The sequence below is a fragment of the Burkholderia sp. LAS2 genome, from assembly GCF_018417615.1.
Taxonomy (GTDB): domain Bacteria; phylum Pseudomonadota; class Gammaproteobacteria; order Burkholderiales; family Burkholderiaceae; genus Burkholderia; species Burkholderia sola.
The window spans coordinates 1076933-1099139 of the sequence record NZ_CP071053.1; the positions used below are offsets into that span (position 1 = coordinate 1076933).

Below are 22207 nucleotides of genomic sequence, written 5' to 3' on the forward strand. Positions count from 1 at the left end.
TGAATGAACTCCCGAAAGGTCACTGTTCGTTGCGCAGCATGCGGCGCAACTGGAACGCGATGTAGACGAGCATGATCGCGAACAGCACGACCGCGATCGACGCGGAATAGCCGAGCCGGTAGTACTTGATCGCCTGGTCGTACATGTAATACGCGAGCACGGTCGAGCTCTCGAACGGGCCGCCGCCCGTCATCACCGAGATCAGGTCGAAGCTGCGCAGCGCGCCGATCACGGTGACGACGATCGCCATGAACGTGGTCGGCCGCAGCTGCGGCAGCACGACGTGCCACAGCAGCGCGAAGCCGCGCGCGCCTTCCATCCGTGCGGCTTCGATCTGTTCCGGGTTGACCGACGTGAGGCCGGTCAGGTACAGGATCATGCAGTACGCCGTTTGCGGCCACAGCGCGGCCAACACGATGCCGAAGGTCGCGTAGCGCGCGTCGCCGAGCACCGGGATGCCGTGCCCGGCGATGAGCGCGAGCAGCCCGAAGGTCGGATCGTAGAACCACGAGAAGATCAGCCCGACGACCACGCCCGACAGCACGAACGGTGCGAAGAACAGCGACTTCACGAGCCGGATGCCGCCGACCGCCTGGTTCAGGTAGAGCGCGAGCGCGAGGCCGAGCGGCGGCGCGAGCATGAACAGCACGAGCCAGATCACGTTGTTGCGCAGCGCCGTGTAGAACGTCGGCGCATGCAGCAACTCCGCGTAGTTCGCGAGGCCGACGAAGGTGCGCTCGGTCATCCCGTCCCAGTTGTACAGGCTCAGCCATAGCGTCGACAGGATCGGCCAGATCACATAGACGGCCACCATCGCGCAGGCCGGTGCGAGAAAGAGCCACGCGGCGCGCCGTTGCCGCCGCACGGCGGGCGACGGGCGGCGCGCGGGCAATGCGTCGGCGGATGAGCCGCGCGACGGCGGCGCGGCGCCGGCGGGCGGGGGGGACGCGATCGGACTGGACACGGCAAGCCTCCTGAAACGGACACGGCGGCGCGCCGCCGCCGGTTGGGTCACGCGGTCACTTCTTGTAGATCCGCTTGCGGGTCTGTTCGAGTTGCGCGAGCACCGTGTCGAGCTGCGCGGGATTCGAGACGAACTGCTGCATGCCCTTCATCCCCTCGTCGGCCATTTCCTTCGTCATGTCGCGGTCGTAGAACTGCGCGACGCCGCCCTTCGTGTCGGCGAGGATCCGGAAGCCGATCCGCGAGATCGGATCGGCCGGCTCCGGCGACTTGCTGTTGGCCGACAGCGAACCGAGCCCTTCGGCGAGTTTCGCGCCGATCTCGGGCGTTTCGACGAATGCGAGGAACGTGTGCGCGTCGGCCTTGTTCTTCGCCTTGGTCGGGATGTGCAGCGATTCGACCGGGCCGTCCTCGGCGGTCGGCACCTTCGGGTCGATGACGGGGAAGCGGTAGTAGCCCATTTCCGGCTTCACGTTCGGCGGAAAGCCGGCCGCGATGAAGGTGCCCATCAGCATCATCGCGGCCTTGCCCTGGAACAGGAACGGCTGCGCGCCGTCGAGATCGTAGGACAGCGCGTTGTCGATGAAGTAGCCCGAGTCGATCAGCGATTTCCACGTCGTGTAGACCTTCTTCACGCGCGGGTCGGTGTACGGTACGTCGCCGGCCATCAGCTGCTGGTGGAACGCGTTGCCGTTCAGGCGCAGGTCGAGATAGTCGAACCAGCCGGCGAGCGTCCACGCGTCGCGGCCGCCGATCGCGATCGGCGTGATGCCGGCCGCCTTCAGCTTCTTGCACGCATCGAGAAACTGGTCCCAGGTCTTCGGTTCGTCGGCGATGCCGACCTTGCGGAACAGGTCCTTGCGGTAGAAGAGGCCCCACGAGTAGTAGACGGTCGGCGCCGCGTACTGCTTGCCGTTATACGACGACGCGCTGCGCGTCGACGCGTACATCGCGTCCCAGCCGTTCTTCGTCCAGTCGCCGCTCAGGTCCTCGAACAGTCCGCGCTTCGCGTAGTACGCCATCCGCTCGCCCGCGTGCCAGTTCACGACGTCCGGCGCGACGGTCGTGAGCCACGCGGGGAGCTGCACCTTGTACGCTTCCTCGTCGACGAAGGTCGGCTTCACGTCGATGTCGGGATGGGCCTTGTGGAACGCTTCGATCGTCGATTGCCACACGGCGCGCTGGCTCGCGCCCTTGAACGCGATGTTGATGGTCAGCGTGCCGGCATCGGCGGGCGTCGTCGCGCCGAACGACGCGAACGCGATGGCGGCGGCGCTCGCCAGGCGGGCAGCGACGCGAAGGGGGCGATGGGTCATGAGTGTCTCCAGTCCTGTGTGTCGTTGTTTGTGCGTGACCCGGCGCGTGGCGGCGCCGGGGGCGGTTGCTACGAACGGCTTCGATACACGGCCACGCCTTGCGGCTCGACCTGCGCGGCGCCGACCACGAACGCGGACGGCGGTACGCCGTCGATCGCATGCGGCGTGTCGCGATAGTTGAATACGTAGGTCAGGCCGCCGCGCCGGCTCACGCGCACGGTGTCGCCGAGCGGCGTCGGGGCCAGGCCCGCAACGGCTGCGACATCGGCGAACAGCCGCGCGGTGGTCGCGTCGTCGAACAGCGCGGCCCAGTAGTGCAGCGTGCCGTGCGACACGCAGGCCGGATGGCCGTCGGCGAAGCGTGCGTGCACGACGCAGCGGGCGCCGTCGTCGTTCAATTCGACGAGGTCGCGCCAGTGACGCGCTTCGCCCGCGAGCGGCGAGCCGTCGCGCAGCGTGCCATCGATCCGTTCGGTCAGGTTCGGCCGCAGCGATTCGACGCGCCACACGCGTACCGGCAGGATCGATGCGAGCGGGCCGGGCGGCAGCGCCGGCGGAATCTGCAGGTCGGCCGTCTTCGAGCCGGTGCGCGGGCCGAACACCGCGTGCGCACCCGACGCGGCGAGCCGCGACGCGAAATCGTCCGGCACGACCGGCAGCGGCGGCACGACGACGAGCCGGTAGCCGTCGAGCGGCGCATGCGCGGACACGATGTCGACGTCGAGGCCGAGCGAGCGCAGCGCCGAGTAGTACTCGAACGCGAAACGCGGGTAGTGGAAATCGGCGCCCTGCGGCTGCACTTCGAACAGCCATTTCGCTTCGTAGTCGAACACCAGCGCGACCGGCGCGCGCACCGGGCCGGTTGCGTCGGCATCCGCGCCGGCGTCGAGCACGGCGGCGATTTCCTGCGCGACGCGCTGCGCTTCGCGGCCGCCTTCGTCGAGCCGGTTGTCGGGGGTGTTCAGGCCCGCGTGCATCTGCTCCTGCGCGAACGGCGCCTGCCGCCAGCGGAAGTACGATACGCAGCCGGCGCCGTGCGCGAACGCTTCCCAGCTCCACAGCCGCACCATGCCCGGCAGCGGCGCGGGGTTCCAGTGCGCCCAGTTCACCGGGCCCGGCTGCTGCTCCATCACCCAGAACGGCAGCTTCGACATGCCGCGATAGAGATCGTGATTGAACGACGCGAAATCGGGATGGCCGGTACGCAGCCAGCGCGCCTTCACGTCGGGCGCGAACCACAGCTCCTCGAGCGCGCCGAGCGGATAGCTGTCCCACGTCGCGACGTCGAGGTCGCGCGCGACTTCGTAGTGATCGAACTCGGTGAACAGCTGCATGAAGTTGTGCGCGACGACGCGGCCCGGCGAGTGCGCGCGGATCACGTCGACCTGCATCCGGTGATAGCGCGCGAGCTCGTCGGACGCGAAGCGCCGGTAGTCGAGGCGATGCGACGGATGGGCTTCGGTCACGGTGCCCACCGGCGCGTCGACTTCGTCGAAATGGCGATACTCCATGCTCCAGAACACGGTGCCCCACGCGCGGTTCAGCGCGCTGATCGTGCCGTAGCGCGCTTTCAGCCATTCGCGAAAGCGCACGAGCGCGGCCGGCGAGTAGCTGACGACGGTCTGGTGGCAACCCAGCTCGTTGTCGGTCTGCCAGTAGCGCACGGCCGGGTGGCGGCCGTAGCGTTCGGCGACCGCCGTGCAGATCTGGCGCGACGCTTCGAGATAGGTCGGCGACGAGAAGTCGTAGTGGCGGCGCGAGCCGAACGCGCGCGGCCGGCCGTCGGCGCCGATCGCGAGGATATCGGGATGGCGGTCGACCAGCCATTTCGGCGGCGTCGCGGTCGGCGTGCACATCACGATCTCGAGGCCGGCCGCGCCGAGCACGTCGACCGCGCGGTCGAGCCAGCCCCAGTCGTATTCGCCCGGCGACGGCTCGATGCGGCTCCACGCGAATTCGGCGATCCGCACCTGCTCGATGCCGAGCGCTTTCATCCGGCGGGCGTCGTCGGCCCACATCGATTCCGGCCAGTGTTCCGGGTAGTAACAGACTCCGAGGCGCATGCCCGATCCTTATGCGTAGTGGTGGACGGGAAGGTCGGCGCACGCGGGCGCCGCGCGGCCGTCTTCGGTGAACAGGTGGCAGGCCGCGGCCGGCGCGTGCACGTGCACGCGTTCGCCGGTGCGCACCTGCGCGTCGCCGGGCACTTTCGCGATCAGTGGCGTCGCGTTCGGCTGGCCGGCCGGATCGAGGTGCACGTAGGTCTGCTCGCCCAGGCGTTCGACGAGCGCGACGTCGCGCGCGAGCGTCGTCGCGTCGGGCGCGGCGCCGAGCGTCAGGTGTTCGGGGCGGATGCCGAGCGTCACGGCGGCGCCGGCGGAGAGCGCCGAGCCGTCGCGCGGCAGCACGAAGGTTTCGCCGGACGGCACGAGCGTGACGGCCGTGCGACGCGCGTCGCATGCGGTCACGACGGCCGGCAGGAAGTTCATCCGCGGCGAGCCGATGAAGCCCGCGACGAAGCGGCTGGCCGGATGGTGGTAGAGGTCGAGCGGCGCGCCGACCTGCGCGATGCTGCCGTGCTGTGCGGTATCCGCGCCGGCGTGCAGCAGCACGATCTTGTCGGCGAGTGTCATCGCCTCGGTCTGGTCGTGCGTCACGTAGACGACGCTCGCGCGTTCGAACTGACGATGCAGCCGCGCGATCTCGATGCGGGTCTGGCCGCGCAAGGCCGCGTCGAGGTTCGACAGCGGTTCGTCGAACAGGAACACGCCGGGCTCGCGCACGATCGCGCGGCCGATCGCGACGCGCTGCCGCTGGCCGCCGGACAGCGCCTTCGGCTTGCGCTCGAGCAGCGTGTCGAGCTGCAGGATGCGCGCGGCGTCGCGCACCTTCCGGTCGATCTCGGCCTTCGGCACGCGCGCGAGCTTCAGCCCGAACGCCATGTTCTCGTACACCGTCATGTGCGGAAACAGCGCGTAGCTCTGGAACACCATCGCGACGCCGCGCTGGGCGGCCGGCACGTCGTCGACGCGGCGGCCGTCGATCGACAACTCGCCGGCGCTCAGATCCTCGAGCCCGGCGATCATGCGCAGCAGCGTCGATTTCCCGCATCCGGACGGCCCGAGAAACACGCAGAACTCGTGCGCGCCGATCTCCAGATCGACGTCGCGAATGACCGGCGCGTGCTCGCCGTAGGCTTTCTGCACGCGTCGCATCGAGATGCTCGCCATTGTCTCCGCTCCATGTTTTAATGCGCCGTACGACTTGATTAAGCGCTTAATCACCGCGATCAAAAAAAGGGGCGATGCGATCGCGGCCGAGTCGCGCCCGTTGGCGGGCGGCAAGGTGTGCGGCGATAGTGCGCCGCTTCGGTGAGCGAAGCAAATACTGGATCGACGTCTCATATAGTGGGTAAGCGATGGCAACACTGGATGAAGTGGCGCGCCGCGCCGGCGTGACGGCCGCGACGGTGTCGAACGTGCTGCGCGACCGCGGCCGGGTGGGCGACGCGACGCGCGCGCGGGTGCTCGAAGCGGTCGACGCGCTCGGCTATCGGCCGCATCTCGCCGCGCGGGCGCTGGCGGAAGGGCGCGCGCCGACGGTCGCGCTGATGGTATCGAGCATCGCGAACCCGTTCTATCCGGAGTTCGCGCTGGCGGTCGAGCGCGCGGTGCGCCGCAACGGGCAGTTCCTGATCGTCTGCAACACGAACGAAGATCCGTTGCAGGGGCGAGCGTATCTCGACCAGATCGCCGGCACGGTCTCCGAAGGAATTCTCGTGACCAACGCGAACCTGCATCTGCCGGATCTGCTCGACGTCGCGCGGCGCGGTGTGCCGGTCGTGCTGTGCCTGTGGGAGCGGCCCGAGGCGCCGCCCGACGGGCTGCCATGCGTGGCGATCGATTTCCGCGAGGCGGGGCGGATCGCGACCCGGCATCTGCTCGAACTCGGCCATCGCGAGATCGGCGTGATCGTCGGCGGGTCGGCAAACGGCGTGCAGGCCGCGCGCTACGACGGCTGCGTCGACGTGATGCGCGAAGCCGGGCTGGACGCGTCGCGCGTCGGCGCCGGGCACGATTCGATCGAGGGCGGCGTGCGCGCGGCCGGGCAGTTGCTCGATGCGCATCCCGAGCTGACCGCGCTCGTCGCGACCAACGACCTGCCGGCGATCGGCGCGATGCACGCGGCGGCCGATCGCGGCCGGCGCGTGCCCGACGATCTGTCGATCGTCGGCATCACCGACATCCATCTCGCCCGCGACACGCGGCCCACGCTGACGACCGTCGCGATCCCGACCGCCGAGGCGGCCGGTATCGCGGTCGAATTGCTCAATACGCTGCGCGAGGCGGGCGGGCGGGGTGACGACGCATCGCGCGTGCGGGTCGCGTCACCGCCGACGCTGGCGGTGCGCGGTACGACGGGGCCGGTGCACGGCCGCGCACCGCACCGTGCCGGGCGGTCGCGCCGCACGTAAGGCCGCGAACCGGCCAGGTGGCGGCGCGAGGTTCGTTGGTAGAATTCGCATCCGTGGACAGCCGCCGGCAGCGACCCAGCCAGCCGGCGGCTACGCCAGACCGCCGACCCGCGCCCGCTTCGGCGCTCGATCCAATACGTGAATGAAGAAAACCGTCAAGACAGGTACGGCATCGGCTTCCGGCACGGCGCGCGCACGCCGGCCCACGCAGGCGGAGCGCAGCCAGGCGACGCGTGAGCGCGTCATTGCCGCCGCGATATCGCTGCTGCACAGGGAAGGCTATTCTGGTGCGACGACGCTCGCGATCCGGCGCGAGGCCGACGTCAGCATGGGCGCCATGCAGCACCAGTTTCCGACCAAGGCGGAATTGATGGCCGCGGTGCAGGAACGGCTCACCGGCGATCGCTTCGCGCAGTTCGAACGCGCGGCGCGCAGCGCCACGACGCCGCTCGAGCGGATCGACCGGATGCTCGATGTCGCGGGCGTGCTCATCGGCACGCCGCTATTCGCCGCCAGCATGGAGATCCAGTTGGCGCGGCGCGCCGACAAGGAGCTCGACGAGGCGGTGACGCGTATCCTCAGGCCGTTCGGCGAGGGGTTTCGCGCATTGATGGACGATGCCGTCGCGGGTTTCGATCGTGCGATTGCGCTCAAGATCACGCAATTGCAGTTACTGGCCGGATCGATGATCCGCGGGTTGACCATCGATGTCGTGACGGGCAGTGACCCTGCCGTGGCGCGGGCCGCATTCGCGCTCTGGCGTGAAATCGCGCTGCGGCACATCACGGACATGGCGCAATCTCCTGCGCCGGCGCCCACGAAAACCGGCAAGCGCCGCGCTTCACGCTGATATCCCGCTGACGATGTGGGCCGCGCGCATCGTCGCGCCGGCCTCAACCACCTTCGACGAGCCGCAGCACGGTGCGTCGCGCCGAATCGAGATGCGCGACGGTCATCGCGCGTGCCGCCCGCGCATTGCGTTCGCGACATGCCTGCAGAATCTCTTCGTGATCGACCTGGAACGACGGCGTATCCGCGAGCAGGGTGGCCTGCAGGCGCTCGTAACGTTCGACCTGGCTGCGCAGCTCCGCGATCGACTTCAACTGCCGCGCGTTGCCGCAGCACGCATACAGCAACGCGTGGAATTCGCGGTTCAGCTCGCCTTGCCGGCGCGGCGCCGTCGCATCGCCGAGCAGCCGATGCACGAGTTCGGCGCGCGCGAGCGTCTCGTCGTCGAGCCGCTTCACGCTGCGGTAGATCGCATCGCCTTCGAGCAGCACGCGCAAATCGTAGATTTCCTGCACGTCGGACGCGCTCAGCGTCCGTACGACCGCGCCGCGATTCCTGAAGATATCGAGCAAGCCTTCGCGTTCGAGCCGCTGGATCGCTTCGCGCATCGGAATTCGGCTGATGCCGAACCGTTCGGCCAGGTCGCGCTCGACGAGCCGCTCGCCGGCCGCCAGCTCGCCGTTGATGATCATGTCGCGCAGCGACGCGGCGACCGCGTCAGCGGTGGAGTCGAGTTTGGCTTCCATGCCTGCGTGTTCCGTTATTTTGGAATAATGGTATACCAAACGACGATCCGGTGCCAGAATGGCGATCACCGGCGGGCTTCACGTAACGGCGTCCGGCCCGTTCGGACCGGTCAAGACAACCGACATCAATGGAGAGCGAGATGGCATCGGGTGAACATCACTATCGCGTCGCAGTGGAGTGGACGGGCAATCGCGGCACCGGCACGTCGGGGTATCGCGAGTACGGCCGCGATCACGTGATCCGCGCCGGTTCGAAGCCGGATATCCCCGGTTCGTCGGACCCGGCGTTCCGCGGCGACGCGGCGCGCTGGAACCCCGAAGACCTGCTGCTCGCGTCGGCGTCGGCATGCCACAAGCTCTGGTATCTGCATCTGTGCGCGGAGGCCGGCATCCGCGTACTGGCCTACGTCGACCACGCGGAAGGCATGATGGTCGACGGCGCCGGAGCGGGCCGCTTCACCGAGATCGTGCTGCGGCCGCAGGTGACGATCCGGGCCGGCGACGATCGCGAACGGGCCGCGCATCTGCATCACGATGCGCATGCGCAGTGCTACATCGCGAATTCGGTCAACTTCCCGATTCGCTGCGAACCGGTGGTCGAGTTTGCCGCGGAGTAGGCAACCGCAGCTGCACAGTCACGGCGCGACGCCGTAAACCTCCCGCGCCGCGGCCCGAATCGCATCGACCATCACCGCGACGGCCGGCGAATGCAGCCGGTCGGTGCGCGTGATGAGCCCGAAATCGTCCATCCGGCAATCCATCTCCAGCGGCAGCACCGTGACGATGCCGTGCCGCGCGTAGTAGTGCGCGACGTCCTCGGCGAGCACCGCGATCATGTCGCTCTGCTCGATCAATTGCGTGATGAACAGCAGCGCGGCCGTCTCGACGACGTTCGCCGGCGGCGCGAGGCTCGCGCGCTGGAACACGAGCTCGAAGCGGTGACGCAGCACGCTGCCGGCCGGCGGCACGACCCACGCGGCGCGCTGCACGTCTGCGAGCGACAGCGGCGCCTGCGCGAGCAGCGGGTGGCCGGGCCGCACGACGGCGGCCACCGACTCGCCGGTCAGCGGTTCGTAGCGCAGGCGCAGCTTGTCGTGTTCGGCGGACAGCCGGCCGAGCACGATGTCGATCTTTTCCTGAGCGAGGTGTTCGAGCAGCACGTTGCTGGTGTCGATCTCGACCGACACGTGCAGGCCCGCATGCGTGCCCTTCACCGCGGCGACGGCCGGCGGCACGAGCCGCAGGCCCGGCGACGTGATCGCCCCCACGGCGACGTGGCCGAGATGCCCGGCCTTTAGCGCGGCCAGCTCCTCGCGCGCCTGGTCGAGGCTGCCGAGCGCCGCGCGCGCGTGGCGGATCAGCGCGTCGCCGTACAGCGTCGGCCGCATCCCGCGCGGCAGGCGCTCGAACAGCACCGCGCCGATCGATTCCTCGAGTTCGCGCAGCAGCTTCGACGCGGCCGGCTGCGTCATGTTCAGCGCGGCCGCCGCGCGGTGAATGCTGCCTTCGTCGGCGAGCGCGACGAGCAGCAGCAACTGGCGCGTCTTCAGGCGGGCGCGGTTTCCCCACGGGCTGGCTTCGGTCATCGTACGGGTTTATATCGATATCTGAATCGATATCGTAATCGCCTAAATCGTCATTAGCCAGTTATCAAAATTCTGCCTAGACTGCGCCGGTATCCCGTCACCACAGGACTGACGATGTCGGCAACAAAACCCAGGCTGCGCTCCGCTCAATGGTTCGGCACGAACGACAAGAACGGCTTCATGTACCGAAGCTGGATGAAGAACCAGGGCATTCCCGATCACGAATTCGACGGCCGGCCGATCATCGGCATCTGCAACACGTGGTCCGAACTGACGCCGTGCAACGCGCACTTTCGCAAGCTCGCCGAGCACGTGAAGCGCGGCATCTCGGAAGCGGGCGGCTTCCCGGTCGAGTTCCCGGTGTTCTCGAACGGTGAATCGAACCTGCGCCCGTCCGCGATGCTCACGCGCAATCTTGCGTCGATGGACGTCGAGGAAGCGATCCGCGGCAACCCGATCGACGCGGTCGTGCTGCTCGCCGGCTGCGACAAGACGACGCCCGCGCTGCTGATGGGCGCGGCAAGCTGCGACGTGCCGGCGATCGTCGTGTCGGGCGGCCCGATGCTGAACGGCAAGCTCGAGGGCAAGAACATCGGTTCGGGCACGGCCGTGTGGCAGTTGCACGAAGCGCTGAAGGCCGGCGAGATCGACGTGCATCACTTCCTGTCGGCCGAAGCCGGGATGTCGCGCTCGGCCGGCACCTGCAACACGATGGGCACCGCGTCGACGATGGCGTGCATGGCCGAGGCGCTCGGCGTCGCGCTGCCGCACAACGCGGCGATTCCGGCCGTCGATTCGCGCCGCTACGTGCTCGCGCACATGTCGGGTATCCGGATCGTCGAGATGGCGCTCGAAGGGCTCGTGCTGTCGAAGATCCTGACGCGCGCGGCGTTCGAGAACGCGATCCGCGCGAACGCGGCGATCGGCGGTTCGACCAATGCGGTGATTCACCTGAAGGCGATCGCCGGCCGCATCGGCGTGCCGCTCGAACTGGAAGACTGGATGCGCATCGGCCGCGACACGCCGACGATCGTCGACCTGATGCCGTCGGGGCGCTTCCTGATGGAAGAGTTCTATTACGCGGGCGGCCTGCCGGCCGTGCTGCGCCGGCTCGGCGAAGGCGGGCTGCTGCCGCACCCGGACGCGCTGACCGTGAACGGCAAGTCGCTGTGGGACAACGTGCGCGAAGCGCCGAACTACGACGATGAAGTGATCCGTCCGCTTGACCGCCCGCTGATCGCGGACGGCGGGATCTGCATCCTGCGCGGCAATCTCGCGCCGCGCGGCGCGGTGCTGAAACCGTCGGCGGCGAGCCCCGAACTGCTGAAGCATCGCGGCCGCGCGGTGGTGTTCGAGAACCTCGACCACTACAAGGCGACGATCAACGACGAAGCGCTCGACATCGACGCGAGCTCGGTGATGGTGCTGAAGAATTGCGGGCCGCGCGGTTATCCGGGCATGGCCGAGGTCGGCAACATGGGGCTGCCGCCGAAGCTGCTGCGCCAGGGCGTGAAGGACATGGTGCGGATTTCCGATGCGCGGATGAGCGGCACCGCGTACGGCACGGTCGTGCTGCACGTCGCGCCGGAAGCCGCGGCCGGTGGGCCGCTTGCTGCCGTGCGCAACGGCGACTGGATCGAACTCGACTGCGAGGCCGGCACGCTGCATCTGGACATTACGGACGAGGAGCTGCAGCGCCGCCTGTCGGACGTCGATCCGACCGCGGCGCCGGGCGTGGCCGGGCAGCTCGGCAAGGGCGGTTACGCACGGCTGTATATCGATCACGTGCTGCAGGCCGACGAGGGGTGCGACCTCGACTTCCTGGTCGGCATGCGCGGCGCGGACGTGCCGAGCCATTCGCATTGAGTGGCGGGCGGTGACCGCCGGTTGTGCAGAGATACGGCCCGCGTAAGCGCTGAAGCGCTAGCATGGGCCGACCGCGAAGCATGGGGCCCACGTAAGCGCTGAAGCGCTAACGTGGGCCGACAGGAGACAAGATGACGACGCAGTACACGCCCGCGCAGGCCGCGGCGGAACAGTCCGATTCGCCGGCAGCCGTCGACGAACGGCAACTGACCCGCCTGCTCACGCGCAAGCTGGTGCCGTTCCTCGCGCTGATCTACGTGGTCGCGTACGTCGACCGTACCGTCGTCGGCTTCGCGAAGCTCCACATGAACGCGGCGATCGGCCTCGGCGACGCCGCGTACGGGCTCGGCGCCGGACTGTTCTTCATCGGCTACTTCCTGTGCGAGGTGCCGAGCAACCTCGCGCTCGGCCGCTTCGGCGCACGCGTGTGGTTCGCGCGCATCCTCGCGACGTGGGGCGTGATCACGATGGCGATGGCGCTCGTGCAGGGGCCGACCAGCTTCTACATGCTGCGCTTCCTGCTCGGCGCGGCCGAAGCCGGCCTCTATCCCGGCATCCTGTACTTCCTCACGCAATGGTTCCCGATGCGGGATCGCGCCCGCGTGATCGGCCTGCTCGTGCTCGCGCAGCCGCTCGCCGGTATCGTCACCGGGCCGCTCGCCGGATGGCTGCTGTCGACGCACGGGTGGTTCGGCCTGTCGGACTGGCAGACACTGTTCGTCGTCAGCGGCTTGCCGGCCGTGCTGCTCGCATGGCCGACGCTGCGGCTGTTGCCCGAATCGCCGGCGCATGCGCGCTGGCTGAACGACGACGAACGCCGCTGGATCGCGCGGCAGCTCGCCGCCGACCGCGACACGTATCGCCCCGATTCGCACGGCAATCCGCTCGCCGCGTTGCGCGACCGCCGCGTGCTGCTGCTCGCCGCGCTGTTCCTGCCGTTCCCGCTGTGCATCTACGGGCTGTCGCTGTGGCTGCCGACGATCATCCACGCGTTCGGCGCCGGCGATGCGACGACCGGCCTGCTGTCCGCCGTGCCCTACCTGTTCGCGGTGGTCGGCCTGCTCGTCGTGCCGCGCCATTCGGATCGCAAGCGCGAGCGCTACTGGCACATCGTCGTCGTGTCGGCGGCCGCCGCCGTGACGATGGCCGCGAGCGCGTGGGTGCGGCAGCCGGCGCTGCAATTCATGTTCATCTGCCTGACCGCGTTCTCGCTCTATTCGATCCAGGCCGTCGTGTGGGCGCTGCCCGGCGAATTCCTGGCCGGCACGAGCGCCGCGGTCGGCATCGCCGCGATCAATTCGCTCGCGAATCTCGGCGGCTACGTCGGGCCGTACGGGATCGGGCTGATCAAGGCATCGACCGGCAGCCTCGCGGCCGGCCTGTACTTTCTCGCGGCGACGCTGCTGTTCGCGGTGCTGATGACGTTCGTGGTCCGGGCCGCGCTGCGCGCGCCCGAGCCGGCCGCGGGCGCATTCGCCCGCGAATCCTGAACGCCTTGTTTTCCGGCTGAACGCCGATTCGACCGACGCAGGACCCACCATGACATCGAGCAGCACACCGCGCTATCGCGGCATCTTCCCCGTCGTTCCGACGACGTTTTCCGACACCGGCGAGCTCGACCTCGCGAGCCAGAAGCGCGCGGTCGACTTCATGATCGACGCCGGATCGGACGGGCTGTGCATCCTCGCGAACTTCTCCGAGCAGTTCGCGATCACCGACGACGAACGCGACGTGCTCACGTGCACGATCCTCGAACACGTCGCCGGCCGCGTGCCGGTGATCGTCACGACGTCGCACTACAGCACGCAGGTTTGCGCGGCGCGCAGCCTGCGCGCGCAGCAGCTCGGCGCGGCGATGGTGATGGCGATGCCGCCGTATCACGGCGCGACGTTTCGCGTGCCGGAAGCGCAGATCTTCGATTTCTTCGCGCGCGTGTCCGATGCGATCGACATCCCGATCATGATCCAGGACGCGCCGGCGAGCGGCACGCCGCTGTCCGCGCCGTTCCTCGCGCGGATGGCCCGCGAGATCGAGCAGGTCGCGTACTTCAAGATCGAGACGCCGGGTGCGGCGAACAAGCTGCGCGAGCTGATCCGGCTCGGCGGCGACGCGATCGAGGGGCCGTGGGACGGCGAGGAGGCGATCACGCTGCTCGCCGACCTCCATGCGGGCGCGACCGGCGCGATGACGGGCGGCGGCTTCCCGGACGGTATCCGGCCGATCCTCGAAGCATGGCGCGACGGGCGCCACGACGATGCGTTCGCGCATTACCAGACGTGGCTGCCGCTGATCAATCACGAGAACCGCCAATCCGGGATCCTCACCGCGAAGGCGCTGATGCGCGAAGGCGGCGTGATCGCGTGCGAGCGGCCGCGGCATCCGATGCCGGAACTGCACCCGGACACGCGCGCGGAATTGCTCGCGATCGCGCGCCGGCTCGATCCGCTCGTGCTGCGCTGGGCGCGCTGAGCGATTCGCGAAGGAGAGACGCACGATGAGCCATCCAATTTCGCTGGGTGTCGTCGGGATCGGCAAGATCGCCCGCGACCAGCATTTGCCGGCGATCGCCGCCGAACCGGGCTTCGCGCTGACTGCCTGCGCGAGCCGTCACGCAGAAGTCAACGGCGTGCGCAATTATCCGGATCTGAACGCGCTGCTGGCCGCCGAGCCCGAGCTCGACGCGGTGTCGCTGTGCGCGCCGCCGCAGGTGCGCTACGCGCAGGCGCGCGCGGCGCTCGAAGCCGGCAAGCACGTGATGCTCGAGAAGCCGCCGGGCGCGACGCTCGGCGAAGTGGCGGCGCTGGACGCGCTGGCCCGCGAGCGTGGCCTCACGCTGTTTGCGACCTGGCATTCGCGCTGCGCGAGCGCGGTCGAGCCGGCGCGTGCATGGCTCGCGCAACGCACGATCCGCGCGGTGCAGGTGCGCTGGAAGGAAGACGTGCGGCGCTGGCATCCGGGGCAGCAGTGGATCTGGGAGCCGGGCGGCCTCGGCGTGTTCGATCCGGGCATCAACGCGCTGTCGATCGTCACGCGGATCCTGCCGCGCGAGCTGGTGCTGCGCGAGGCGACGCTGATCGTACCGAGCGACGCGCAGATGCCGATCGCGGCCGAACTCGATTGCGCGGATACCGACGGCGTACCGGTGCGCGCGGAATTCGACTGGCGGCATGGCCCGGTCGAGCAATGGGAGATCGCGGTCGACACGGCCGACGGCGTGCTCGCGATCAGCCGCGGCGGCGCGCAATTGTCGATCGCGGGCGAGCCGGTCGAGATCGGGCCGGAGCGCGAATACCCGGCGCTGTATGCGCATTTCCACGCGTTGATCGCGCGTGGAGAAAGCGACGTCGACGTGCGGCCGCTGCGGCTCGTCGCCGATGCCTTCCTGTTCGGCCGGCGCGTGCAGACCGACGCGTTCGGCCGCTGAACCTGCGTGCGCTTCGCCATGAAGCATGAAGCGCACGCGACGATTGATTGATATTTCGACACGCATCACGGCATCAGCCGATACCAAGGAGACACCATGAACCGCACGACTCACACGATCCGTCGACACACCCTGCGCGCGCTGCTGGCCGCGCTTTGCATCGCGCCGCTCGGGATGACGGGCGCCGCGCATGCCGATGCGCCGCTGAAGATCGGCTTCCTCGTGAAGATGCCGGAGCAGGCGTGGTTCATCAACGAGCAGAATGCGGCATCCGCGCTCGGCCAGAAGGAGAACTTCTCGGTCGTGAAGATCGGCACGCCCGACGGCGAGAAGGTGCTGGCCGCGATCGACAACCTCGGCTCGCAAGGCGCGCAGGGCTTCGTGATTTGCGCGCCGGACGTGCGCCTCGGGCCGGCGATCGCGTCGCGCGCGAAGCGCTACAACATGAAGTTCGTGACCGTCGACGACCAGCTCGTCGATTCGAGCGGCAAGCCGCTGCCGAACGTGCCGCACCTCGGGATGTCGGCGACCAAGATCGGCAACCAGGTCGGCCAGGCGATCGCCGACGAGATGAAGCGGCGCGGCTGGAAGCCGGAAGAAGTCGGCGCGCTGCGGATCACGAACTACGAGCTGCCGACCGCGAAGCTGCGCACCGACGGCGCGACGCAGGCGCTGCTCGCGAACGGCTTCCGCAAGGAGAACATCTTCGACGCGCCGCAGAAGACGACCGACGACGAAGGCGGCTTCAGCGCGGCGGCGCCCGTGCTCGCCCGCCATCCGAACGTGAAGAAATGGGTGGTCTACGCGCTGAACGAGGAAACCGTGCTCGGCGCGGTGCGCGCGACCGAACAGCTGCACATCCCGGCGGCCGACGTGATCGGCGTCGGCATCAACGGCGCGGGCGAGGCGTTCGCCGAGTTCCAGAAGAAGGAGCCGACCGGCTTCTACGGGACGATCGCGGTCAGCTCGACGAACCACGGCAAGGACAGCACGCAGAACCTCGTCGACTGGATCCGCAACGGCAAGACGCCGCCGGCCGACACGCAGACGAGCGGCAAGCTGATGACGCGCGCGAACTGGCAGGCCGTGCGCGCCGAACTCGGTATCTGAGCGGGGCGAGGCGAGAACGCGATGACGATGCAGACGATGACGGCCGTGTCCGGCCACGACGCCGAAGCGGGTACGCCGCCGGACGGCCCGCTGCTCGCGCTCGACGGCATCACCGTGACGTTTCCGGGCGTGCGTGCGCTCGACGCGGTGTCGCTGTCGGTGCGCGCGGGCGAAGTGCACGGGCTGATGGGCGAGAACGGCGCGGGGAAATCGACGCTGCTGAAGGTGCTGTCCGGCGTGAACCAGCCGCAGGCCGGCACGCTGACGCTGAACGGCACGGCGCAGCGCTTCGCGTCGACGCGCGCGGCACTCGAGGCCGGCATCGCGATCATCTACCAGGAGCTGCATCTGGTGCCCGAGCTGACGGTCGCGGAAAACCTGATGCTCGGGCAATTGCCGAGCCGGCTCGGCGTGGTCGACGAACGTGCGCTCGCCGCGCGCGCGCTCGATGCGCTGGAGCGGCTCGGCGAGCACATCGATCCGGGCATCCCGGTGAAGTATTTGTCGATCGGCCAGCGCCAGATGATCGAGATCGGCAAGGCGCTGATGCGCGATGCGCGCGTGATCGCGTTCGACGAACCGACGAGCTCGCTGTCCGCACGCGAAACCACGCAACTGTTCCGGATCATCCGCGCGCTGCGCGCGGAAGGCCGCGCGATCATCTACGTCACGCACCGGATGGAGGAAGTGTACGAACTGTGCGACCGCGTGACGGTGTTTCGCGACGGCCGCCGCATCGACACGTTCGATTCCGTCGCCGATCTCGACCGCGACCGGCTGATCGGCTGCATGGTCGGCCGCTCGATCGAGGACGTGTACGGCTACCGGCCGCGCCCGGCCGGCGACGTGCTGATCGAAGCGAAGGGGCTGGCGGGGCCGGGGCTGGCCGAGTCCGTGTCGTTCACCGCGCGGCGCGGCGAGATCGTCGGCTTCTTCGGGCTCGTCGGCGCGGGCCGCTCGGAGTTGATGAAGCTGCTGTACGGCGCGGTACGGCCGACCGTCGGCCACGTCGAGCTGAACGGCAAGCGGGTGGCGTTCGGCAGCCCGCGCGACGCGGTGCGTGCCGGCATCGCGCTGTGCCCGGAAGACCGCAAGCAGGAAGGCATCGTCGCGATCGCGTCGGTGGCCGACAACCTCAACATCAGCGCGCGCCGTCATTTCAGCCCGGCGCGCGTGCTGCTCGACGGGCGGCGCGAACGCGAGCTCGCGCAGAAATACATCGAGCGCCTCGCGATCAAGACCCGCGACGGCGAAACGCCGATCGGCGCGCTGTCGGGCGGCAACCAGCAGAAGGTCGTGCTCGCGCGCTGGCTGGCCGAGCGCATCGACGTGTTCCTGATGGACGAGCCGACGCGCGGCATCGACGTCGGCGCGCGCGCCGAAATCTACAACCTGTTCTACGAACTCGCGGAAGCGGGCCGCACGGTGATCCTCGTGTCGAGCGATCTGGCCGAGGTGATCGGCGTGTCGGACCGCATCGTCGTGATGAAGGAAGGACGGATCGCGGGCGAGGTCGCGAAGGCGCAGGCGACGCCCGATGCGCTGATCAAGCTCGCGCTGCCGCGCTAGCGGCCCGCAGTCAAACTGGAAAGCAAACGTTATGAGCCAGGCAATGCAACCCCAACGTACTTCCCCCTCCCCGGATACGCCCGCCGTGCCCGCGCGCGCGCGCGGCGGCGTGTGGCAGTTGATCAACCGCTCCGGCATCGTGATGGTGTTTCTGGTGCTGTTCGCGACGCTGTCGCTGACCGTGCCGGACTTCCTCACGCCGCGCAACATCCAGGGCCTGCTGCTATCGGTCACGCTGATCGGTTCGATCTCGGTGACGATGATGTTCGTGCTCGCGCTCGGCGAAGTCGACCTGTCGGTCGCGTCGATCGTCGCGTTCTCGGGTGTGGTCGCATCGACGCTGATTACCGCGACGCACAGCATCGTGCTCGGCGTCGCGGCCGGCGTGCTCGCCGGCGGCGCGGTGGGGCTCGTGAACGGCGTGCTGATTGCGCGCTACCGGATCAACTCGCTGATCGTCACGCTCGCGATGATGGAAGTCGTGCGCGGGCTCGCATTCATCACGTCGAACGGCGACGCGGTGATGATCTCGGAAGAGCGCTTCTTCGATCTCGGCGGCGGGTCGTTCCTCGGCATCTCGTTTCCGATCTGGAGCAACATCGTCGGCTTCGTCGTGTTCGGCTTTTTGCTGCGCAAGACGGTGTTCGGCAAGAACGTGCTGGCCGTCGGCGGCAACGGCGAGGCCGCGCTGCTCGCGGGGCTGCCGGTGATGCGCATCAAGATCGCCGTGTTCGTGCTGCAGGGGCTCGTGACCGGCTTCGCCGGCGTGATGCTCGCGTCGCGGATGAGCCTCGGCGACCCGAAGACGTCGGTCGGTCTCGAGCTCGGCGTGATTTCCGCGTGCGTGCTCGGCGGCGTGTCGCTGACGGGCGGCGTCGCGACGATCTCCGGCGTGCTGGTCGGCGTGCTGATCATGGGCTCCGTGCAGGACGCGATGAGCCTGCTGAACGTGCCGACCTTTTACCAATATCTGATACGCGGCGGAATTCTGTTGCTCGCGGTGCTGTTCGACCAGTATCGTCGCAACCAGCGGCGCGCGATGAAGATCTGATTTCGACCACGCGCGGCCGCCTGCAAATACGACGAATATCGGGAGACGGCATGCAACAGACTCATCCGGGCACGGCGGCGACGCTGCTGGCCGACAGCCGCAACACGCTCGGCGAAGGCGCGACGTGGTGCGACAGGACGCACGCGCTGTACTGGGTGGACATCGAAGGCGCGCAACTGTGGCGCTGCCGCGCGGACGGTTCGGACCTCGCGCAATGGGCGATGCCCGAGCGGCTCGCGTGCTTTGCGCTGACCGACGAGCCGGACGTGCTGCTCGTCGGGCTCGCTACGCATCTCGCGTTCCTTGATCTGCGTAGCGGTGCGTTCACGCGGATCGTCGACGTCGAACCCGAGCTGCCGACGCGGCTGAACGACGGGCGCTGCGACGGTTCCGGCGCGTTCGTGTTCGGGATGAAGGACGAAGGCAGCGAGCCGCCGAAAGCGGTCGGCGGGTTCTACCGGCTCAATGCCGATCTGACGCTCGAACGGCTTGCGTTGCCTGCGGCCGCGATCGCGAACAGCATCGGGTTCTCGCCGGATGGCACGAAGATGTATTTCTGCGATTCGCTGGTGCGCGAGATTTTTGTGTGCGATTACCGGGCGGGTGGCGACGTCGCGAACGTGCGGTCGTTCGCGCGGCTGACCGATGTCGATGGCGATCCGGACGGCTCGATCGTCGATCGCGACGGCGGGCTGTGGAATGCGCAGTGGGGTGGGCGGCGGGTAGTGCGTTATGGGCCCGATGGCGTCGAGACGGACCGCGTGGCGGTGCCGACCGCGCAGCCGAGCTGCGTTGCGATTGACGGTGACGGCCGGTTGTATGTGACGAGTGCACGTGTTGGCCTGAGCGATGATGCGCTGGCGAGCGACGCGCACGCGGGCGGTGTGTTCGTCGCGCAGACGCGGCATGCGGGGCTGCCGACCGCGCGGTTTGCGGGGACACATACTGGATGAATGGCGGGTGTGGACGGCAGGTTCTATCGGCCAGCGGGCAAAACGAAAGCCCCCGACTTGTGAAGGCTCGGGGGCTTTTTTTTCTTTCACACTCAATCACGACAATTAAAATAAAGGTAGTCGGGCGCGAATCCAATCCCATTTGGTAGGCGGAATCGCAATTAACTGCATCACATCGCTGCTCGAGCTATCGTAATATACGATTCCGCCGACACCCTCTACCAGTTCTCGCTCAGTCGCCGAATTTACGTAGTATAAAAAATAGCGTCGAGCGCGCAATTCCCCAGTTCCGTCAAAAAGCTGAAGCCTCACTTCATGCCCATTCCGGGCATTCGCTCCACACAACTTTGCGTAATATTCCACACCTCCAAATTCTTTCTTCCCTCCATTCAGTTCTTTTTCAAAAAAATCACATTGACCATAATTTGGTCTGGTCATATGAATGGAAAAACCAATCAGCAAAAACACAAGAATGGCTAGCTCAGTGATTCTTGTGAGGCTGGTCTGCATATTTCTTCCTGTATTAACCATTGTTGGTTCCAGTATTGCAGTCACTATTCTTTTACCCCATCACGAAGTGACGAACCATTTTCAAGATGAGAATCGATTGTTTTTGGTAATTTAATGGATGTGCGGACCGGTAATTTCGTACTTATACGAGGCAACTGAGAACATGGAGGGACGTTAAGCGTGATGTCGCGACTATGCGTCCGTCCCCCCACCTGCTGGTAAGATGGCCCGCAATTCCACCCAGCCCGCGCCATGAGTTCCACCCCGACCAAGCCCGCCCGTTCGAAACCCGCCGCGAAGAACGTCGCCCGCACGCCGGCCGACAAGCCGAAGCCGCGCGTGCAACAGCGCCTGACCTACGTGATCGGCGGCCTCGACCGGCTGCTGCGCCGCCACATGACCGACGCGCTCGCGCCGCTCGGCATCACGCTCGCGCAGTACACGGCGCTGTCGGTGCTCGAGGCGCGCGGCGCATCGTCGAACGCGCAGTTGGCCGAGCGCTCGTGGATCACACCGCAGTCGGCGAACGAGGTGATGAGCGTGATGGCCGCCCGCGGTTTCGTCACGCGCGAAGCCGACCCGTCGCACGGCCGCATCATCCTGCTGACGCTGACCGATGCGGGCGCGGCGATGCTGCGCGAATGCGAAGCCGTGCTGCGCCCGCTCGAAAAGCGCATGCTCGGCGACATCCCGGCCGACGACGCCGCGCACGTGCAGCGCGCGCTCGAACTGTTCTCGCGCAACCTGCGCGGCTGACCGCTTCCCCGGTTTTCACGACGCGGGCCTGCCAGGCCCGCGCTCGCTTCGTACGCGCCATCGGCGGCCTCCCGACCGCTCCCCGATTTCCCGTCGCTTTCCCCGCGTTCCGCTCCGGGTTTACACCGGCGCTCGTGCCGCTTGCAATATCAGGTAGCCTGATATTAAATGAAGTCGTCCGCAGCAGGGATGCTGCGCACCGAATCGCACTGGAAACGAACGACAGGAACAGACATGAGCAAGTACGACAACCGCTGGCAGACCGTTGAAGTGAAAGTGGAGGCCGGCATCGCGTGGGTGACGTTGAATCGCCCCGAGAAGCGCAACGCAATGAGCCCGACGCTGAACAGGGAGATGCTGGAAGTCCTCGACGCGGTCGAGTTCGACGACGAGGCGAAGGTGCTGGTGCTGACCGGCGCGGGCGCCGCGTGGACGGCCGGCATGGATCTGAAGGAATATTTCCGCGAGATCGACGGCGGTTCCGACGCGCTGCAGGAAAAAGTGCGCCGCGACGCGTCGGAATGGCAGTGGCGCCGTCTGCGGATGTACAACAAGCCGACGATCGCGATGGTGAACGGCTGGTGCTTCGGCGGCGGGTTCTCGCCGCTCGTCGCGTGCGACCTCGCGATCGCGGCCGATGAAGCGGTGTTCGGGCTGTCGGAGATCAACTGGGGCATCCCGCCGGGCAACCTCGTCAGCAAGGCGATGGCCGACACGGTCGGGCATCGCCGCGCGCTGCACTACATCATGACCGGCGACACGTTCACGGGCGCGGAAGCGGCCGAGATGGGTCTCGTGAACAGCAGCGTGCCGCTCGCCGGGCTGCGCGACGCGACGATCGCGCTCGCCGCGCGGCTGATGGACAAGAACCCGGTGGTGCTGCGCGCGGCGAAACACGGCTTCAAGCGTTCGCGCGAGCTCACGTGGGAGCAGTGCGAGGATTACCTGTATGCGAAGCTCGACCAGGCGCAGTTGCGCGACCCCGAGCGCGGCCGCGAACAGGGGCTGAAGCAGTTCCTCGACGACAAGACGATCAAGCCGGGCCTGCAGGCATACAAGCGCTGAGACAAGCGCGGACGCAGCCGCCGGCTTCC

The 22207-nt window shown here is 67.7% G+C and carries 20 protein-coding genes; 13 read left to right on the plus strand and 7 right to left on the minus strand.

Features of this window, described 5'->3' with window-relative positions; all coding sequences use genetic code 11:
• Positions 1 to 19: 19 nt before the first annotated feature.
• The 4 genes from JYG37_RS25235 to JYG37_RS25250 all read right to left on the minus strand — a co-directional run bounded on the left by JYG37_RS25235 (position 20) and on the right by JYG37_RS25250 (position 5509).
• A complete protein-coding gene (locus tag JYG37_RS25235; RefSeq protein WP_050013442.1) occupies positions 20 to 964 on the minus strand; it encodes a carbohydrate ABC transporter permease in 945 nt (314 codons plus the stop codon).
• A gap of 55 nt (positions 965 to 1019) precedes the next feature.
• On the minus strand, positions 1020 to 2279 hold the full coding sequence (locus tag JYG37_RS25240; protein WP_124631372.1) for an ABC transporter substrate-binding protein: 1260 nt from the start codon (positions 2277 to 2279) through the stop codon (positions 1020 to 1022).
• Positions 2280 to 2347: 68 nt separating this feature from the next.
• Positions 2348 to 4342 carry a beta-galactosidase gene (locus JYG37_RS25245; protein WP_213346139.1) on the minus strand — a complete coding sequence of 665 codons (1995 nt, stop codon included), beginning with the start codon at positions 4340 to 4342 and terminating at the stop codon, positions 2348 to 2350.
• Positions 4343 to 4351: 9 nt separating this feature from the next.
• A complete protein-coding gene (locus tag JYG37_RS25250; protein WP_050013439.1) occupies positions 4352 to 5509 on the minus strand; it encodes an ABC transporter ATP-binding protein in 1158 nt (385 codons plus the stop codon).
• Positions 5510 to 5697: 188 nt separating this feature from the next.
• Between JYG37_RS25250 and JYG37_RS25255 the strand changes: the two genes are divergently transcribed.
• Both JYG37_RS25255 and JYG37_RS25260 read left to right on the plus strand, forming a co-directional pair.
• Positions 5698 to 6753 (plus strand): LacI family DNA-binding transcriptional regulator, encoded by a 1056-nt coding sequence (locus JYG37_RS25255; RefSeq protein WP_050013438.1) that lies wholly within the window; start codon positions 5698 to 5700, stop codon positions 6751 to 6753.
• Positions 6754 to 6895: 142 nt separating this feature from the next.
• A complete protein-coding gene (locus JYG37_RS25260) occupies positions 6896 to 7603 on the plus strand; it encodes a TetR/AcrR family transcriptional regulator (protein ID WP_213346140.1) in 708 nt (235 codons plus the stop codon).
• A gap of 43 nt (positions 7604 to 7646) precedes the next feature.
• Here the strand turns inward: JYG37_RS25260 and JYG37_RS25265 are convergent, their stop codons facing one another.
• On the minus strand, positions 7647 to 8288 hold the full coding sequence (locus JYG37_RS25265) for a GntR family transcriptional regulator (protein WP_050013436.1): 642 nt from the start codon (positions 8286 to 8288) through the stop codon (positions 7647 to 7649).
• A 140-nt stretch (positions 8289 to 8428) separates the two neighbouring features.
• Here JYG37_RS25265 and JYG37_RS25270 point away from each other — a divergent pair, with 140 nt between their 5' ends.
• Positions 8429 to 8905: an OsmC family protein gene (locus JYG37_RS25270; protein ID WP_050013435.1), complete on the plus strand. Its 477-nt coding sequence runs from the start codon at positions 8429 to 8431 to the stop codon at positions 8903 to 8905.
• 18 nt (positions 8906 to 8923) lie between these two features.
• Here the strand turns inward: JYG37_RS25270 and JYG37_RS25275 are convergent, their stop codons facing one another.
• Positions 8924 to 9874 carry a LysR substrate-binding domain-containing protein gene (locus JYG37_RS25275; RefSeq protein ID WP_050013434.1) on the minus strand — a complete coding sequence of 317 codons (951 nt, stop codon included), beginning with the start codon at positions 9872 to 9874 and terminating at the stop codon, positions 8924 to 8926.
• 114 nt (positions 9875 to 9988) lie between these two features.
• Between JYG37_RS25275 and JYG37_RS25280 the strand changes: the two genes are divergently transcribed.
• The 8 genes from JYG37_RS25280 to JYG37_RS25315 all read left to right on the plus strand — a co-directional run bounded on the left by JYG37_RS25280 (position 9989) and on the right by JYG37_RS25315 (position 19847).
• Entirely contained in the window at positions 9989 to 11740 is a 1752-nt protein-coding gene (locus tag JYG37_RS25280; protein WP_089489919.1) for an IlvD/Edd family dehydratase, read from the plus strand.
• 131 nt (positions 11741 to 11871) lie between these two features.
• Entirely contained in the window at positions 11872 to 13230 is a 1359-nt protein-coding gene (locus JYG37_RS25285) for an MFS transporter (protein ID WP_124639023.1), read from the plus strand.
• A 49-nt stretch (positions 13231 to 13279) separates the two neighbouring features.
• Positions 13280 to 14209: a dihydrodipicolinate synthase family protein gene (locus JYG37_RS25290; RefSeq protein WP_050013431.1), complete on the plus strand. Its 930-nt coding sequence runs from the start codon at positions 13280 to 13282 to the stop codon at positions 14207 to 14209.
• A gap of 25 nt (positions 14210 to 14234) precedes the next feature.
• Positions 14235 to 15164: a Gfo/Idh/MocA family protein gene (locus JYG37_RS25295; protein WP_050013430.1), complete on the plus strand. Its 930-nt coding sequence runs from the start codon at positions 14235 to 14237 to the stop codon at positions 15162 to 15164.
• A gap of 96 nt (positions 15165 to 15260) precedes the next feature.
• A complete protein-coding gene (locus JYG37_RS25300; RefSeq protein ID WP_050013429.1) occupies positions 15261 to 16274 on the plus strand; it encodes an arabinose ABC transporter substrate-binding protein in 1014 nt (337 codons plus the stop codon).
• Positions 16275 to 16295: 21 nt separating this feature from the next.
• Entirely contained in the window at positions 16296 to 17843 is a 1548-nt protein-coding gene (gene araG, locus JYG37_RS25305) for an L-arabinose ABC transporter ATP-binding protein AraG (RefSeq protein ID WP_050013428.1), read from the plus strand.
• A 31-nt stretch (positions 17844 to 17874) separates the two neighbouring features.
• Entirely contained in the window at positions 17875 to 18894 is a 1020-nt protein-coding gene (gene araH / locus JYG37_RS25310) for an L-arabinose ABC transporter permease AraH (protein WP_050013427.1), read from the plus strand.
• Positions 18895 to 18944: 50 nt separating this feature from the next.
• Positions 18945 to 19847 (plus strand): SMP-30/gluconolactonase/LRE family protein, encoded by a 903-nt coding sequence (locus tag JYG37_RS25315; protein ID WP_213346141.1) that lies wholly within the window; start codon positions 18945 to 18947, stop codon positions 19845 to 19847.
• 105 nt (positions 19848 to 19952) lie between these two features.
• On the opposite strand, the gene JYG37_RS25320 is transcribed toward JYG37_RS25315, so the two are convergent.
• Entirely contained in the window at positions 19953 to 20357 is a 405-nt protein-coding gene (locus tag JYG37_RS25320; protein WP_213346142.1) for a hypothetical protein, read from the minus strand.
• A 252-nt stretch (positions 20358 to 20609) separates the two neighbouring features.
• On the opposite strand from JYG37_RS25320, the gene JYG37_RS25325 reads away from it, so the two are divergent.
• Together JYG37_RS25325 and JYG37_RS25330 are read left to right on the plus strand one after the other, a co-directional pair.
• On the plus strand, positions 20610 to 21113 hold the full coding sequence (locus JYG37_RS25325; RefSeq protein ID WP_050013425.1) for a MarR family winged helix-turn-helix transcriptional regulator: 504 nt from the start codon (positions 20610 to 20612) through the stop codon (positions 21111 to 21113).
• 234 nt (positions 21114 to 21347) lie between these two features.
• Complete coding sequence (locus tag JYG37_RS25330) at positions 21348 to 22178, plus strand: p-hydroxycinnamoyl CoA hydratase/lyase (RefSeq protein ID WP_050013424.1); 831 nt, start codon at positions 21348 to 21350, stop codon at positions 22176 to 22178.
• Positions 22179 to 22207: the final 29 nt, after the last annotated feature.